This is a genomic window from Streptomyces formicae (assembly GCF_002556545.1).
Taxonomy (GTDB): Bacteria; Actinomycetota; Actinomycetes; order Streptomycetales; family Streptomycetaceae; genus Streptomyces; species Streptomyces formicae_A.
In genome coordinates this window covers 9,190,493-9,207,157 of sequence record NZ_CP022685.1, presented here as the reverse complement: position 1 = coordinate 9,207,157, position 16,665 = coordinate 9,190,493, and the positions used below count along the sequence as shown (strand labels likewise).

Below are 16,665 nucleotides of genomic sequence, written 5' to 3'. Positions count from 1 at the left end.
TCGCGGGTCAGGACTGTCCGAGTTCTTCGTCGAGCAGGGCGAACATGTCGTCGGCGGAGGCCGAGGCGAGACTGTCCGCCCCGCCTTCACCCGTGCCTTCGGTATCGCGCGCCCTGGTGGCGTCGCGGTCGTCGCGCAGCTTCCAGATGAGGGCTTCGAGGCGTTCCACGACCTTGGTGGTGCCCTCGCCGTCGTCCGCGAGGGCGGCGATCGAACGCTCCAGCGTCTGGAGGTCGCCGAGGACGGCGTCCGAGCTGTCCGCGGGGTCCGGTACGAGCTGGCCCCACACATGCTTGGCCAGGGCGGCGGGTGTCGGGTGGTCGAAGACCACACCGGCGGGGAGCCGCAGGCCGGTCGCGCTGTTGAGCCGGTTGCGGAGCTCGACCGCCGTCAGGGAGTCGAAGCCGATCTCCTTGAAGGCGAGTCCGGCCTGGATCCCGTCGAGGGTGGTGTGGCCGAGGACGGCCGCCACCTCGCCGCGGACCAGTTCGAGGACCGCCTTGAGCTGTTCGTGCTCCGGCAGCGCGGCCAGGCGCGTCGTCAGAGCCGCACCGGCGGCGCTCTCCTCGGCGGATACGGCGGTGTCGTCCTGCCTCAACGCGCTCTGGACTTCGGGGAGTTCGGCGATCAGCGGGCTCGGCCGCAGTGCGGTGTAGCCGAGCACGAACCGTTCCCATTCGACGTCCGCCACGGCCACACAGGTCTCGTCGTGCTCGACGGCCCGCACCATCGCGGCGATCGCCAGATCGGGGTCCATCTCCACCACGCCGCGGCGTCCCATGTAGGCGACGGCCCCGTCGGTGGTCATCATGCCGCCGCCGCCCCAGGCGCCCCAGGCGATCGAGGTGGCCCGCCTGCCCTGCGCCCTGCGGCGTTCGGCGAACGCGTCGAGGAAGGCGTTGCCCGCCGCGTACGCGCCCTGTCCGCCGCTGCCCCACACGGCCGCACTGGACGAGAAGAGCACGAAGGCGTCCAGCTCGGTGTCACCGAGCGCCGCGTCCAGGTTGAGCGCGCCGAGCACCTTGCCCGCCGTGATGCCGGTGAAGGCGTCGGGCGAGGTCTCGGTGACCGGCGCGAAGGTCCCCGGGACGCCAGCGGCGTGGATCACCGCGGTGAGCGGCGCCGTCTCGGGCACCGCGGCGATGAGCGCGTCGACCGCGTCACGGTCGGCCATGTCGCAGGCCACGATGGATACGTGAGCACCCAACTCCTCCAGTTCCGTGCGGAGTTGTGCGGCACCCGGGGCGTCGGGGCCGCGGCGCCCGGTGAGCAGCAGGTGCGCGGCGCCGTTGCGGGCGCACCAGTGGGCGACGCGGGCTCCGATGCCGCCGGTGCCGCCGGTGATCAGGACGGTGCCCGAGGGCCGCCACTCGTGCCGGGCGGCCTCGCCTTCCAGGGGTGCCCGTACGAGGCGGCGGGCCAGTACACCCGAAGGACGTATCGCCAGTTGGTCCTCGTGACCGCCCTCGCCGAGGCCGGTCAGAGCCGCGGCGAGGCGGGTGCGAGCAGCGTCGTCGACGGTCTCCGGCAGGTCGAGGAGACCGCCCCAGCGCCCGGGCTGTTCGAGCGCGATCACCCGGCCGAGCCCCCAGGTCTGGGCCTGGTCCGGCCGGGCCTGCGGATCGTCCTGGCCGGTGAGCGCGCCGCCCCGGGTCGCGGTCCACAGCGGCACCGTCAAGTCGACGTCGTCGACGGCCTGGGCGAGCGCCACCGTGGCGGCGAGGCCGTTCGGCATCGCGGGGCGGTCGGCGCGCGGGGTCTCGTCCAGAGCCAGCAGCGAGAGGACTCCGACCACGGGGCCCCCCTCGTCCGTCTGGAACTGCCGCAGGACGTCGGAGAGTTGCTCGCGGTCACAGTCGGCCGTGTCCACCACGAAGCACTCGGCCCTGGCCCCGGCCCCGGTCAGCGCCTGTCGTGCGCCTTCGGCCCAGGCGTCCTCGCCGAGGGCGGCCGGTACGAGCAGCAGCCAGCGCCCGGAGAGCGCGGGTGCCGCCGGTGCCGGTACGGGCCGCCAGACCGCCCGGTAGCGCCACCCGTCGACCCGCGACCGGGTGAGCCGCCGCCGTCGCCAGGAGGAGAGCGCGGGCAGCACCATCCTCAACGGGTCCGTCTCCAGGTCGAGTTCGGCGGCCACCTCGTCGAGGTCACCGCGTTCCACCGCGTCCCAGAACTCGGTGTCGGCGCCGTCGGCCCCCGTGTCGTCGGCGAGGGAAGCGCTCAGGTCGTCGAGCCAGTACCGGCTGCGCTGGAAGGCGTACGTGGGCAGGTCGACCCGGCGCGCGCCGCTGTCGGCGAAGACCGCCGTCCAGTCGACGCCGGGCAGGCCCCGGACGTGCCCCTCGGCCACCGACGTCAGGAACCGGTGCGTGCCGCCCTCGTCGCGGCGCAGCGAGCCGACCGCGACGGCATCGGTACCCGCGTCCTCGAAGGTGGCCTGCATGCCCGTCGTCAGCACGGGGTGCGCGCTGGATTCCACGAAGAACCGGAAGCCGTCCGCGAGCAGCGCGTGCACGGTGCCCTCGAAGTTCACCGGCTGCCGCGCGTTGTCGAACCAGTACTCGGCCGTCAGCCGCGTCGTGTCCAGGGCGCCGCCGGTGACCGTCGAGTAGAACGGGATCCGGCTCCGCTCCGGGGCGACGTCGGCGAACAGGTCCAGGATGCGCTCACGCAGCGGGTCCACCTGCGCGCAGTGCGAGGCGACCGTGGAGCCGACGACGCGGGCCCTGACGTCCTCGTCCCTGCACCGGGCGACGAACTCCTCCAGGGCCGCCACCTCACCCGCGACGGTCACCGCGCCGGGGCCGTTGCGGCCCGCGATCACGATGCGGCCTTCCCACTCGGTGAGCCGCTCCGCGACGGTGTCCGCGGAGAGCGCCACCGAGGCCACCGCGCCGCGTCCGACGAGTTCCTCGGCGAACAGGGCGCTGCGCAGCACGACGATCCTGGCCGCGTCCTCCAGCGAGAGCGCGCCCGCCACCTGGGCCGCGGCGATCTCGCCCTGGCTGTGCCCGACCACCGCCGCGGGTTCCACGCCCACCGAACGCCACAGGGCGGCGAGGGAGAGGTTCACGGCGAACAGCACGGGCTGGAGCACCTCGATGCGCTCCAACGACGGCGCGCCCTCCACGCCCCTGACGGCGTCGGTCGCCGACCAGTCCACGTGGTCGCGCAGCGCGGCGTCGCACTCCGCGAAGCGCTCGGCGAACACCGGTGAGCTGTCGAGGAGTTCACTCGCCATGCCCTGCCACTGCGAGCCCTGGCCGGGGAAGACGAGGACCACCCTGCCGCGTACGTCCGCGGTGCCGGTGACCACGCCCGCCGCGGGCAGTCCCGCGGCCAGTGCGCCGAGTGCCGGTACGGCGTCGTCGAGGCCGTCGGCGAGGACCACGGCACGGTGTTCCAGGGCGGTCCGCGACACGACCAGGGAGTGACCGACGTCGACCGGCGAGAGGTCGCCGTTCTCGGTGGCGTATTCGGCGAGCCGCCCTGCCTGGGCGCGCATCGCCTCGGCCGTCTTGCCGGACAGCACCCACGGCACGGAATCCGGCCGGACGCCGCGGACCTCGTTGCGCGGCCGCTGTCCGTCCCCGGACTCCTGCTCGCCCTCGGCCTCCTGCGCGGGCGGCTCTTCGAGGACCACGTGTGCGTTGGTGCCGCTGATGCCGAAGGACGAGACGCCGACCCGCCTGGGGCGGCCGTTCACCGGCCACCGCACGGGCTCGGCGAGCAGTCGGACGGCGCCCGATGACCAGTCCACCTCGGAGGTCGGCTCGTCCGCGTGCAGGGTCGGGGGCAGCGTGCCGTGCCGCATGGCCATCACCATCTTGATGAGCCCGGCGATACCGGCGGCGGCCTGTGTGTGCCCGATGTTGGACTTGATGGAGCCGAGCCACAGCGGCCGGTCCGCGGGGCGGTCGGCTCCGTAGGTGGCGAGCAGTGCCTGGGCCTCGATGGGGTCGCCGAGGCTGGTGCCGGTGCCGTGTGCCTCGACGGCGTCGACCTCGTCGCCCGCGAGCCCCGCGTTGGCCAGTGCCGCGCGGATCACCCGCTGCTGCGAGGGGCCGTTCGGCGCGGTCAGGCCGTTGCTCGCGCCGTCCTGGTTGGTCGCGGAGCCGCGGACGACGGCAAGGACCTGGTGGCCGTTGCGGCGCGCGTCGGAGAGCCGCTCGACCAGCAGGGTGCCCACGCCCTCGGCGAACCCGGTGCCGTCGGCCTCGGCGGAGAACGCCTTGCAGCGTCCGTCGGGCGACAGCACCCGCTGGCGGCTGAACTCCACGAAACCGAAGGGGCTCGGCATGATCGTGACGCCGCCGACGAGCGCGAGCGAGCACTCGCCGCCGCGCAGGGACTGCGCCGCCAGGTGCAGGGCGACCAGCGCGGAGGAGCAGGCCGTGTCGACCGTCATGGCCGGGCCTTCGAGGCCGAAGACGTACGACACGCGCCCGGAGATGACGCTGAGGACGTTGCCGGTGACGGAGTAGCCCTCGACGCTCTGCTGAAGCTTCTCGTCCTGCCCGTATCCGGTGCTGACGGCGCCGATGAAGACACCGGTCCTGCTGCCGCGCAGTTCGGTCGCGTCGATCCCGGCCCGCTCGAAGACCTCCCAGGAGGATTCGAGGATGAGCCGCTGCTGCGGGTCCATGCCCAGGGCCTCGCGCGGCGAGATCCCGAACAGCGCGGCGTCGAAGTCGGTGGCGTCCCGGAGGAACCCGCCCGCCCGCGCGTAGCTCTTGCCGGAGCGGTCCGGATCCGGGTCGTACAGCCGCTCCAGGTCCCAGCCCCGGTCACCGGGGAATCCGGAGATGGCGTCGCGCCCTTCGGCCACCAGGTCCCACAGCCCCTCGGGGGAGTCCGCGTCGCCCGGGAAGCGGCAGGCCATGCCGACGATGACGATCGGGTCGTCGTCGGCGTCGGCCCCCGTCCGCACGGGCACCGGCACGTCCGCCTCGGTCCGCGCGTCCACGCCCAGTTCGGTGAGCAGGAAGCCCGCCAGGGTGTGGGGGGTGGGGTGGTCGAAGACGAGGGTGGCGGGCAGGCGCAGCCCGGTGGCGGTGGCGAGCCGGTTGCGCAGCTCGACGGCGGTGAGCGAGTCGAAGCCCAGGTCCTTGAAGGCCCGCTCGGCCTCGACCGCGGCGGGTGACCCGTGACCGAGCACGGCCGCGACGTGCGTCCGTACGAGGTCCACCAGATGCTCCGTACGCTCCGGGGCGGACATGCCCGCGAGACGTCGGGCGAGAGCCGACGTCCCCGACGCGGCGTCCGCCCCTGCCACGGCCCTGGCCCGGCGCGCCGAGCCCGGCTTGGCCAGGCCGCGCGCCAGCGCCCGCACCACGTCGCTGCTGGTACCGGAGGTCCAGGCCGACGGCTCCAGACGAGCCGTCACCACATGGGCCTCGTCCAGGGAGCGCGCCGCGTCGAACAGCCCGAGCCCCTGCTCCGACGGCATCGGCACCACGCCGGACTTCGCCATCCTGGCGAGGTCGGCCGCGTCGAGGTCGCCGGTGAGTTCGCTGGCCTGCTCCCAGTGGCCCCAGGCCAGCGACTGCGCCGCCAGGCCCTGGGCCCGTCGGTGCGCGGCCAGCGCGTCCAGGAACGCGTTCGCCGCGGCGTAGTTGCCCTGCGCGGGGCTGCCGGCCGTGCCCGCGAGGGAGGAGTAGAGGACGAAGAGGGTGAGGTCGAGGTGGCGGGTGAGGTCGTGGAGGTTGAGCGCGGCGTCCACCTTCGGACGCAGCACGGCCTGGAGCCGCTCAGGGGTGAGGGAGGAGAGGAGGCCGTCGTCCAGAGCACCGGCGGCATGCACCACACCGGTCAGCGACGACCCGATCGACTCCAACACCCCAGCCAGTGCGTCCCGGTCGGCCGCGTCGCACGCCACGATCTCCACACGCGCACCGGCCGCCGTCAGCTCCGCCGCCAACTCCCCGGCGCCCACGGCATCAGCACCCCGGCGGCTGGTCAACACCAGGCTGCGTACACCGTGTTGGGCCACCAGATGCCGGGCCAGCAACCCGCCGAGGGTGCCCGTACCGCCGGTGATCAACACCGTGCCGTCCACATCCAGGGGCGCGGGAATGGAGAGCACCAACTTGCCCGTGTGCCGGGCCTGACTCATGAACCGCAACGCCTCAGGCGCCCGCCGCACATCCCACACCCGCACCGGCAACGGCTCCAACACACCCCGCTCGAAGAGCCCGCAGAGCTCCCGGAGGATCTCGCCTAGCCGATCGGTGGGTATTTCGGTGAGGGCGTACGCGTTGTAGGTGACGCCCGGGTGGTCGGCGGCTACGACCTCCGGATCACGGATATCGGTCTTGCCCATCTCCAGGAACCGACCACCACGCGGCAGCATCCGCAACGAAGCGTCCACGAACTCCTGCGCCAGTGAATCGAGCACCACATCCACACCCCGACCACCGGTCACCCCGAGGAACTTCTCCTCGAAGTCCAGCGACCGCGACGAGGCGATGTGCGCCTCATCGAAACCCATCGACCGCAGAACATCCCACTTGCCCTCACTCGCGGTCGCGAACACCTCCGCACCCCAGTGCCGGGCCAACTGCACCGCAGCCATCCCCACACCACCCGTCGCCGCATGCACCAACACCGACTCCCCCGCCACCAACCCCGCCAGATCCGCCAACCCGAAGTAAGCGGTGAGGAAGACGACCGGGATCGCGGCGGCCTGTTCGTCCGTCAGACCCGCGGGAACGGGAGCGATGAGGCGCTGATCGACGACGGAGACCGGCCCGAACGCCTCGGGGAGCAGGCCCATGACCCGGTCGCCGACGGCGAAGCCGGTCACTCCCGGGCCCACCTCGGTCACCGTGCCGGAGCCCTCGGTGCCCATGTACGCGTCGGCGTCGGGATACATGCCGAGGCCGATCAGCACATCGCGGAAATTGACACCGGAGGCTCGTACGGAGACGCGGACCTGGCCGTCCGTGAGGGGCTCCAGCGCGCTCGGAGCGGCGAGCAGGGCGAGGTTCTCCAACGTCCCGGAACCGGTCGTCGCCAGTCGCCAGGCCGGGGAGTCGGCCGGGGGTGTCAGGGAGCCGCCGGACGAAGTGGTTCGCCGCAGGCGGGGGACGAGCATCTCGCCGGAGCGGACGGCGAGTTGAGGCTCCCCAGCTTCTACGGCGGCCGTGACGGCGTCGACGTCGAGGGGGAGATCGAGGTCGAGGTCGACCAGCAGGAAGCGGCCCGGATTCTCCGCCTGGGCCGTCCGCACCAAACCCCACAATGGCGCATGCGCCAGGTCCAGCACGCCTTCGCCGGAACGCACCGCCACCGCACGCCGCGTCACCAGCACCAGACGCGAGCCCGAGAACCGCTCGTCGGACAGCCAACCCCGCATCAGGCTCAGCGCGTTCGCCGTCGCCGCGTGCACGGCACCGGCCGAATTCCGCACCTCACCGCTGTCGAAGACGGCATGGACCAGGTCAGGCGCCGGATCGCCCGCGTCCACCGCCTCGGCCAATGAGGCGAGATCGGGATACGTGGGTACGTCCGGCAGCGTTTCCCCGGCCGAGAGCGCCACGGCGGAGAGCGTCGTGGCAGCGTCGGCCGACCGGGACAACGGCGTCCAGTCGACGCGGAAGAGCGCGTCACGGGTGGGATCGTCGACCAGGCGCAGTTGCTCCGGCGTCACGGCCCGCAGGACCAGGGAATCGATGGACGCCACCGCGATACCGGCCGCGTCCGCGACCACCACCGATACCGCGTCCTCACCAGCGGGAGACACCCGCACCCGAAGAGACGTCGCCCCCACCGCGTACAGAGACACCCCACCCCACGAGAAAGGCAGGCGCAACGAGGTGATGTCCGCGGCGGTACCGCCGTTCAGCAGTACGACGGGGTGGAGCGCGGCGTCCAGCAGCGCGGGGTGGATGCCGAACCTCTCTGCCTGCGGGCCGAGTTCGTCGGGCAGCGCGATCTCCGCGTATACCTCGTCGCCCGCGCGCCAGGCAGCGCGCAGGCCCTGGAAGCCGGTGCCGTAGTCGTATCCGGCCTCCGCCACCTGCTCGTAGAAACTCTCGACGTCGACGCGCTCCGCGCCCCTCGGCGGCCAGGCCGTGAGGTCGGTGCCCGATGCGGGCTCCTCAGGGCTGATGACGCCGCTCGCGTGCTGGATCCACGGCGCGTCCATCCCGGCGTCTTCCGCACAGGAGTGGAAGCCGAGTTCACGTCGTCCCGACTCATCGGGTGCGCTGACCGACAGCTGCACCTGGACGCCGCCGCGCTCAGGCAGCACCAACGGAGCGGCCAGTGTCAGTTCCTCCACGAGGCCGCAGCCGACCTCGTCTGCGGCGCGCAGCGCGAGCTCGACCAGCGCGGCGCCCGGCACGAGCACCGTGCCCGCCACGGCGTGATCGGCCAACCACGGATGCGACGCCAGCGACAACCGGCCCGTCAGCAGCACCTGCCCCTCACCGGCCACCCGCACCGACGCACCCAACAACGGATGCCCCGTCACACCAAGACCGAAGCCGCTCACGTCACCCGGCGCGTCACCGGCGGCGGCCTGGAGCCAGAAATGGTCTCGCTGGAAGGCGTAGGTGGGCAGGTCGACGCGTCGAGCGCCGGAACCGGCGTACAGCGTCTGCCAGTTGACCGGTAGGCCACGCACATAGCCTTCGGCGGCGGAGGTCAGGAAGCGTTCCGGGCCACCTTCGTCACGACGCAAGGTCCCTTGCGCGTACGCGGTCATGCTGCCGGTGTCCTCGAACGTCTCCCCCAGCCCGACAGTCAGGACCGGATGGGCACTGCACTCCACGAACGCCCCGAAACCGTCGGCGAGGAGACTCCGCACTGTCTGGTCGAAGCGGACCTCCTGGCGCAGGTTCGTGAACCAGTACTCCGCGTCCAACTCCGCGGTGTTCAGCGGGGAACCCGTCACCGTGGAGTAGAAAGGCACCTCGGCAGCACGCGGCTCGATGCCCTGCAACGCCGAGATCACCTGCTCGCGGATCGACTCCACCTGCACCGAGTGCGAGGCGTAGTCCACCGCGATCCGCCGCGCCCGCACACCGTCCGCCTCACAGGAGGCGATCAGCTCGTCGAGGGCGACGGGCTCCCCGGAAACCACCGTGGACGAGGGGCCGTTGACCGAAGCCACCGAGATCCGCTCGCCCCAGGCAGCGATCCGCTCCCGTACGTCCTCCGCGGGCAGCGGCACCGACACCATGCCGCCCTTGCCGGACAGCTCCTCGGCAATCGCGGCGGCCCGCAGCGCCACCACCTTCGCCGCATCCTCCAGCGACAACGCACCCGCCACCGCAGCCGCCGCGATCTCACCCTGACTGTGACCAATCACCGCAGCGGGCTCGACGCCGGTCGACCGCCACAACGCGGCCAGCGACACCATCACCGCCCACAACGCGCACTGCACCACCACCACGTCATCCAAAGACGGCGCGCCCTCGGTCCCGCTCACCACGTCGACCACGGACCAGTCCACATACGGCTCCAAGGCCGCATCACACGCGCCGAGCCGCTCCGCGAACACCGGCGAGGACTCCAGCAACCCCGCCGCCATTCCCGCCCACTGCGAACCCTGCCCCGGGAACACGAACGCCACCCGGCCCGGCTCGGCGGCCGCGACACCGCTCACCACACCGGCAGCAGCCTCACCCCGCTCCAGAGCCGCGAGCCCCGCCAACGCACCCTCGCGATCCGCGGCCAGCACCACACCCCGGTGGTCCAGCACCGCACGCGAAGACACCAACGAGAAGCCCACATCCACCAGCGAGGAGATCTCCGAGCTTTCGGCGGCGAATTCCGCGAGGGCAGCCGCCTGCGCCTGGAGCCCCGTTTCGGACTTGGCCGTGAGCACCCAGGGAACGGAGACCGTGTCGAGGGCGTACGGGGCGGTGGGCGCAGGAAGTGCCTGCTCGGGGTCCGCGTCGGCGTCGGTGGCCTGTTCGATGATGACGTGGGCGTTGGTGCCGCTGGCGCCGAAGGCGGAGATGCCCGCCCGGCGAGGGCGGTCGTCCGCAGTCCATGCGACGGACTCGGTCAGCAGGTCGACCGCGCCCGAAGCCCAGTCGACGTGTGGGGTCGGCTCGTCCACGTGCAAGGTCCGAGGCAGTTCGCCGTGCCGCATGGCCTCGACCATTTTGATCACACCGGCCACACCCGCGGCCGCCTGCGTGTGCCCGATGTTGGACTTCACCGAACCCAGCCGCAGCGGACGATCCTCCGGGCGCCCCTGGCCATACGTCGCCAGCAGCGCCTGCGCCTCGATCGGGTCACCCAAGGTCGTGCCCGTGCCATGCGCCTCCACCGCGTCGACCTCAGCGGCCTCAAGCCCGGCATTGGCCAGCGCCGCACGAATCACCCGCTGCTGCGACGGTCCGTTCGGAGCCGTCAGACCATTGGAGGCACCATCCTGATTCACCGCAGAGCCACGAATCACCGCCAACACCGGATGACCATTGCGGCGAGCATCCGACAGGCGCTCCACCAGCAGCAGCCCCACACCCTCCGACCAACCCGCGCCATCGGCGGACGACGAGAACGCCTTGCACCGGCCGTCCACCGCCATCCCCCGCTGCCGACTGAACTCCACGAAGAGGGTGGGCGTCGCCATGACGGTCACGCCGCCCGCGATCGCCATCGAGCACTCGCCCGTACGCAGTGCCTGCACCGCCAGGTGCAGCGCGACCAGCGAGGACGAGCACGCCGTGTCCACGGTGACCGCGGGGCCTTCGAGCCCGAAGGTGTAGGCGACCCGGCCGGAGACGGCGCTGGGCGAGGCGCCCATCAGGGCGTATCCCTCGATCTCGCTCTGGAGCTGCTCCACACGGGAGGCGTAGTCGTGGTGCATGACGCCCGCGAAGACGCCCGTCGCACTCCCCCTCAACAACCCAGGATCAATACCCGCCCGCTCAAAGACCTCCCACGACGCCTCCAACAACAAACGCTGCTGAGGATCCATAGCCAACGCCTCACGCGGCGAAATACCAAAGAACCCCGCATCAAACTCACCAGCCCCATAAAGGAACCCACCCTCACGCGCATACGACTTCCCCACCGCATCCGGATCCGGGTCATACAACCCCTCAACATCCCACCCCCGATCCCCCGGAAACACCGACACCGCATCCCCACCCGAAGCCACCAGATCCCACAAACCCTCCGGCGACACCACACCACCCGGATACCGACAAGCCATCCCCACAATCGCCACCGGCTCATCCACACCCACACCCACCGGCACCACACCAGAACCCGAACCGGACACCACACCGGCCCGCACCCCACCCACCACCTCAGCCCGCAAAAACCCCGCCAAAGCCACCGGCGTCGGATAATCAAAAACCAACGTCGCAGGCAACCGCAGACCCGTCACACCATTCAACCGATTCCGCAACTCCACCGCCGTCAACGAATCGAACCCCAACTCCTTGAAGGGGCGATTCGCCTCGATGGAGCTGCCGTCGGCATGTCCGAGTACGGTCGCCACCCGGCCGCGCACCAGGTCGAGCAGGAAGCGCAGTTGCTCGTCCTCGCTCAGCCCGGACAGCCGGGCGAGCAAGGCTCCGCTGTCGCCGCCCGCTTCCGCGACGCGGCGGTTGGGGGTGCGGATGAGGTTCCGGTACAGCGGACGGAGCTCTCCCGCGGTGGCCTGGCCGCGCAGTGCGGCGAAGTCCAGTCGGCTGAGGACCAGGGCGGCGTGCTCGTCGCGAGCGCCGAGGGCCGCGTCGAACAGCGCGAGGCCCTGTTCCGATTCCATCCGGGTCACACCCATGCGCAGGTAGCGCGCCACGTCCGCCGTGCCGAGGTGCCCGGTGAGCTCGCTGGTCCTGGCCCAGTAACCCCAGATCATGGAGAGGGCGGGCAGTCCTTCGGCGCGACGCCGCTGGGCCAGGGCGTCGAGGAAGGCGTTGGCCGCGGCGTAGTTGGCCTGCCCCGGATTGCCGAGCGTCCCGGCCACCGACGAGAACAGCACGAAGGCGGAGAGGTGCAACTCCCGCGTCAGTTCGTGCAAGTTGACCGCCGCGTCCACCTTCGGACGCAGCACCTCCGCCAACCGCTCGGGCGTCAGCGACCCCACGAGCCCGTCGTCCAAGGCACCCGCCGCGTGCACCACACCGGTCAGCGACGAGCCGATGCCTTCCAACACCTCGGCGAGCGCGCCCCGGTCCGCGGCGTCACACGCCACGATCTCCACCTCCGCACCGGCCGCCACCAACTCGGCCCGCAACTCACCGGCGCCCTCGGCCGCATTACCTCGACGGCTCATCAACACCAGTCGGCGTACACCGTGTTCAGCCACCAGGTGCCGGGCCAACAACCCGCCCAACACGCCCGTCCCGCCGGTGATCAGTACGGTCCCCGACGCGTCGAGGCCGGAACCGACGCTGTTCGCGTGTGCCGCCCGGACGACGCGGGGCGCAAGGGCCGCGCCCTCCCGTACGGCGATCTGCGGTTCGCCCGCGGCGATCGCGGCCGTCACCGACCCGACGAGGACATCGGATCCGGACATCACGTGATCGTCGGTGTCGACCAGCAGGAACCGGTCGGGGTGCTCGGACTGCGCGGCGCGTACGAGGCCCCAGAGGGACGCATGACCGAGGTCGGCGACGTCCTCGTCCTGGGCTGTGGCGATCGCCCGGTGTGTGAGGACGACGAGCCGGGAATCGGCGAGCCGGTCATCGGCCAGCCAGGTCTGTACGATGTGGAGCGCCCGAGCGGTGTTCTCGCGTACGACGTCGGGCAACTGGGCGTCGATTCGGCGCTGTTGACCATCGGAGGGCGTGAACGAGGCGACGACCGTCTGCGGAAGGTCGGCCGACGGTTCGGCGTCGAGCCGGGCCAGCAGCGCGTCGAGGTCCTCGAAGGACATCGGATCCGAGCCGTCCGGCGCGATGCTCGTACCGATGGCGGCCCACCCGGTCGTGTCGACGGGTGCGGTGGCGTCGGTGGGCAGCGGAGTCCAGTCGAGCCGGAGGAGCGCGTCCCTGGTGGAGGCGTCGGTCGACCGGAGCTGCTCGGGTGAGACCGGGCGCAGTACGAGGGAGTCCACGGAGGCGACCGGCGCCCCTGTGCCATCGGCGATCGTGAGGGAGACCGCGTCATCACCCGAGGGGCCGATCCGCACGCGCAGCGTGGTCGCGCCGACCGCGTGCAGCCTGACTCCGCTCCACGAGAACGGCAGGCGCAGCCCGTCCGCGCCTTCGGGCGTCCCGCTCAGCAGCGCGGCCGGGTGCAGTGCGGCGTCCAGGAGCGCGGGATGCAGCCCGAACCGACCCGCCTCCCCAGCCTGCTCCTGCGCCAACTCGACCTCGGCGAACACCTCACCACCCAGCCGCCAAGCCGACCGCAACCCCTGAAACGCCGGACCATACCCATAACCCACATCCGCGACCCGCTCATAGAACGACCCGACATCCACCCGCTCAGCACCAACAGGCGGCCACACCCTCAGACCATCTCCAGCCACACCACCCACAGCGGCCAAGACCGCCACCGCATGCCGCGTCCAGGCACCGCCCACACCCGCGGCCTCGTCCGCGCGGGAGTGGATGGTGACCTCACGGGCGCCCGACCCGTCGGGTGTGCCGACAGAGATCTGCACCTGCACTCCGCCGTGCTCCGGCAGCACCAGGGGTGCTTCAAGGGTCAGCTCATCGATCTCCTCGCAGCCGACCTCGTCGGCGGCCCGCAGCGCGAGCTCGACGAAGGCCGCCCCTGGCACCAGCACCGCGCCGAGCGCGGCGTGGTCGGCGAGCCAGGGATGCGTCTGCAGCGACAGCCGCCCGGTCAGCAGGAGTTGGTCCTCTCCCGCGATCTGCACGGCCGCACCGAGGAGCGGGTGTTCGGCCGCACCGAGCCCGAGTCCGCCCGCGTCGGCGACATTGAGCGCGCCCGACTCCAGCCAATAGCGCTGGTGTTGGAAAGCGTAAGTGGGCAGGTCGACGCGCCGGGCTCCGGAACCTGCGTACAGGGACTGCCAGTTGACCGGCAGACCTTGTACGTACCCCTCGGCGGCGGAAGTCAGGAAGCGCTCCGGGCCGCCCTCATCGCGACGCAGCGTGCCCAGCGCGAACGCCTCACTGCCGGTGTCCTCGAACGTCTCCCCCAGGCCCACGGTCAGCACCGGGTGAGCACTGCACTCCACGAACGCCCCGAAGCCGTCCGCGAGCAGGGCGCGCACGGTCTGGTCGAAGCGGACCTCCTGGCGCAGGTTCGTGACCCAGTACTCCGCGTCCAACTCCGTCGTGTCGATCACCGATCCGGTCACCGTGGAGTAGAACGGCACCTCCGAGGCGCGCGGCTCGATGCCCTGCAACGCCGAGATCACCTGCTCGCGGATCTGCTCCACCTGCGCAGAGTGCGAGGCGTAGTCCACAGCGATCCGCCGCGCCCGCACACCATCCGCCTCGCACGAGGACAACAGCTCATCCAACGCGTCCGGGTCACCCGACACCACAGTGGAGGAAGGCCCGTTGACCGAGGCCACCGAGACGCGCTCACCGAACGAGGCGATCCGCTCCCGCACAGCCTCCGCGGGCAACGCGATCGACATCATGCCGCCCTTGCCAGACAGCTCCTCGGCAATCGCGGCGGCCCGCAGCGCCACCACCTTCGCCGCATCCTCCAGCGACAACGCACCTGCCACCGCAGCAGCCGCGATCTCACCCTGGCTGTGCCCGATCACGGCGCCGGGCTCGACACCTGTCGACCGCCACAAGGCAGCCAGCGACACCATCACCGCCCACAACGCGCACTGCACCACCACCACGTCATCCAAAGACGGCGCACCATCCGCACCCCGGACAACGTCGACCACAGACCAGCCCACATACGCCCGCAAAGCCACATCACACTCACCGAGCCGCTCCGCGAACACCGGCGAGGACTCCAACAACCCCGCCGCCATCCCCACCCACTGCGAACCCTGACCGGGGAACACGAACGCCACCCGCCCCGCACCGGGAAGCACGGCGCCGGTCACCGCGTCCACGGCGTGTACGCCCTGGGCCAGCGCGGTGAGGCCGGTCAGGGCGCTCTCCTGATCGTGTGCGAGGAGCACCGCGCGGTGCTCCAGCTCCGCCCGGGAGGTGACGAGCGAGTGGCCGATGTCGTACGCGTCAGGCGCGGTGGCGTTCTCGACGAACGTGGCGAGTCGTCCGGCCTGGGCCCTGAGGGCGTCCTGGCTCTTGGCCGCGATCGGCCAGGGGGCGACGGGCAGCTCGAGGACGTGTGCCCCGGCAGACTCGTCCGCGCCACCGTCGGTCGCAGGCGCCGGGTCCGCACCGGGCTCGTCGGTCGCCGGTCGCGGCGCCTCCTCCAGGATCACGTGGGCGTTGGTGCCACTGATCCCGAACGACGACACGCCCGCGCGGCGCGGGCGGCCGTTGCGGGACCACGGCACCTGGTCGGTGAGGAGGCGCACGGCGCCAGTCGACCAGTCGACGTGCGGGGAGGGCTCGTCGACGTGGAGGGTGCGCGGCAGCGCCTCGTTCTGCAGCGCCATGACCATCTTGATGACACTGGCGACACCGGCCGCGTGTGCGGTGTGACCCAGGTTGGACTTGATGGAGCCGAGCCAGAGGGACCGGTCGTCGGGTCGGCCCTTGCCGTAGGTGGCGAGCAGCGCCTGGGCCTCGATCGGGTCGCCCAAGGTCGTGCCCGTGCCGTGTGCCTCGACAGCGTCGACCTCGTCGGCCGCGAGCCGTGCGTTGGCCAGTGCCGCGCGGATCACCCGCTGCTGCGAGGGACCGTTCGGCGCGGTCAGACCGTTGCTCGCGCCGTCCTGGTTGAGAGCGGAGCCGCGTACGACGGCCAGGACCTGGTGACCGTTGCGGCGCGCGTCGGAGAGCCGCTCGACCAGCAGGGTGCCGACGCCTTCCGCCCAGGCCGTGCCGTCGGCCGCGGCGGCGAACGCCTTGCACCGGCCGTCGCGCGCCAGTCCGCGCTGGCGGCTGAAGTCGACGAACACCCAGGGGGTGGGCATCACCGCGACGCCGCCCACGACGGCGAGCGAGCACTCGTCCGAGCGGAGCGACTGCACGGCCATGTGGAGGCCGACGAGGGACGAGGAGCAGGCGGTGTCCACGGTGATCGCCGGGCCTTCGAGGCCCAGGGCGTACGAGACCCGCCCGGAGACGACACTGACGAAGGATCCGGTTCCGGTGTACCCCTCCACGCCGTCGGGGACGCGCTGCATGTTGGTGAGGTATCCGGTGCCCGCGGCGCCGACGAAGACACCCGTCCTGCTGCCCTTCAGGGACTTGGGGTCGATGCCGGCGCGCTCGAAGACCTCCCAGGAGGATTCGAGCATCAGCCGCTGCTGCGGATCCATCGCCAGCGCCTCGCGCGGCGATATCTCGAACAGTTCGGCGTCGAAGTCGCCCGCCTCGTAAAGGAATCCACCTTGTCGCAGATACGTCTTGCCGCTCGCCTCAGGGTCCGGGTCGTAGATTCCCTCGATGTCCCAGCCTCGGTCGGTCGGGAAATCCGATATCGCGTCCGTGCCCGATTCCACGAGTCGCCACAGGTCCTCCGGGGATCGCACACCACCCGGGAAACGGCAGGCGGCCGCCACGATGGCGATGGGCTCGTGCTCCCGGTCCTCGACCTCACGCAGACGTTGACGAGTCTCATGCAGGTCGGCCGCCACACGCTTCAGGTAATCGACCAGCTTTTCATCGTTCGTCA

At 71.4% G+C, this 16,665-nt stretch carries 1 protein-coding gene; it reads right to left on the bottom strand.

From position 1 onward, the window contains the following. Nucleotides 1-7: 7 nt before the first annotated feature. On the bottom strand, nucleotides 8-16,627 hold the full coding sequence (locus tag KY5_RS42880) for a type I polyketide synthase (protein ID WP_418952894.1): 16,620 nt from the start codon (nucleotides 16,625-16,627) through the stop codon (nucleotides 8-10). Between the last annotated feature and the right edge of the window lie 38 nt (nucleotides 16,628-16,665).